This window comes from Pseudomonas sp. TWR3-1-1, assembly GCF_049896545.1.
Classification (GTDB): Bacteria; Pseudomonadota; Gammaproteobacteria; order Pseudomonadales; family Pseudomonadaceae; genus Aquipseudomonas; species Aquipseudomonas weihenstephanensis.
Window position 1 is genome coordinate 1 of sequence record NZ_JAFCUO010000059.1, and the last position, 523, is coordinate 523.

Genomic DNA, 523 nt, shown 5'->3' on the forward strand with positions numbered 1-523 from the left:
CGGGTCAGCACCGAGGGGTGCGCCCATGCATGGTTCCAGAGCAGCCATTCCCGTGTGGTCCGGTGCCTGCCGATGGCCGCAAAGCCCAACAAATCGTCCAGACCACCGCCGTCGATGCCTATGTCGATCACCTCGCACATACGCAGCAAGTCGTCGAAGCTGAGTCCTGGACGTTTGCCTTGTATCTCCCAGAAGTCAGCACCGGCCCAGCGTTCTGACAGCAACGCCAGGCCGACCTCGATGTTGGCGTGTTTGGCCAGAAAGCCGCGCAGTTCTTCTTCGCCCGCCTCTTCGGCCATTTTGAAGCTGCGCCGCAGGAAGGCTTCGTCCACCGAGAACCCCATGTTGGGGTTTACCAAGTGGAAGTTCTCGACCAGACGGGCTTCGCCACTTTTGATCATGTCCTGCGGAAATTCGTAGATCACCGGCAGGAACTGGTTGTCGTCGATGCGGCCGTCACGCACGGCGCGGGAGTACTTGAGCTTTTCGCGGAACACACCGGCAGGCGGTTCGTTGGACTGCG

General features: G+C 60.6%; 1 pseudogene. It reads right to left on the reverse strand.

Annotation, left to right across the window (positions count from 1 at the left end):
* Positions 1–523 (reverse strand): annotated as a pseudogene (locus ACP7A4_RS23195) (terminase large subunit); the annotation flags it as partial.